The organism is Halobellus sp. Atlit-38R (genome assembly GCF_003665925.1).
GTDB lineage: Archaea > Halobacteriota > Halobacteria > Halobacteriales > Haloferacaceae > Haloquadratum > Haloquadratum inordinatus.
In genome coordinates this window covers 1-705 of the sequence record NZ_QXIJ01000083.1, presented here as the reverse complement: position 1 = coordinate 705, position 705 = coordinate 1, and the positions used below count along the sequence as shown (strand labels likewise).

The 705-nt window shown below is 54.3% G+C and carries 2 protein-coding genes; both read right to left on the bottom strand.

Going from position 1 to position 705, the window contains the following annotated elements; translation table 11 throughout:
• On the bottom strand, positions 1-488 hold a 488-nt coding region (locus D3D02_RS18215), incomplete at its 3' end, for an IS630 family transposase (RefSeq protein ID WP_233560707.1).
• On the bottom strand, positions 380-705 hold a 326-nt coding region (locus D3D02_RS21310), incomplete at its 5' end, for a winged helix-turn-helix domain-containing protein (protein WP_233560706.1). The genes D3D02_RS21310 and D3D02_RS18215, both read right to left, overlap by 109 nt.

The window sequence follows — 705 nt, the reverse complement described above, 5'->3', positions numbered from 1 at the left end:
AACGCTACTTGAAGCTGTCTCCAGCACTCCTCAACCGGGTTTAGCTCCGGCGAGTATGATGGAAGCGTCACGAACGCGAGGTCGTCACGGGCCGCCAGGTCCGTGACGGCCGACGCTTGAAAGTACGGCGCACCATCTAGCACCACGAGCAAGTCATCTTCAAATTCTTTACATAGTGCTAAAATGAAATGTTTCGCGTGTTCAGCGGTGACGTACTCTTCGAATCGTGAAAAGAAGCGATCACCGTCCTCGGTGATCGCGCCCAGCAGACACGTCCAGTCGCGTTGACCAGAGAGTTTGACCGAGGGCCGCGTGCCACGCGGAAACCACGCGGCACGCGGCTCAACTTGCACGGATTTCTTGGTTTGATCGATACAGACTACGGTGGCGTCCATCTTCCGCCGCTTTTTTTGAGTTCTTCGTAGAACGCTTCTTGCTTGTCTTCGTCGGCTTCGGCGGCTGTACGGCGTGGTTTCTGATAGCTCAATCCCGCTTCTTTCAGTAACCGCCGACAGCTCGGGATTGAATACTCGACGTCGTAGGTTTCTTCGAGGAAATCTTGGGCAAGCGCCGGCGTCCACGCCGGCGCGTCGATGCCGACTTCTTGGGGTAGTTCGTGAAGAGTTTCTTCGAATTCTTTTTGCTGTGTTTCTGAGAGTTTTCGTTTTCTCCCAGTTCGCTTATCATCAGAGACGGCTTGGTCAA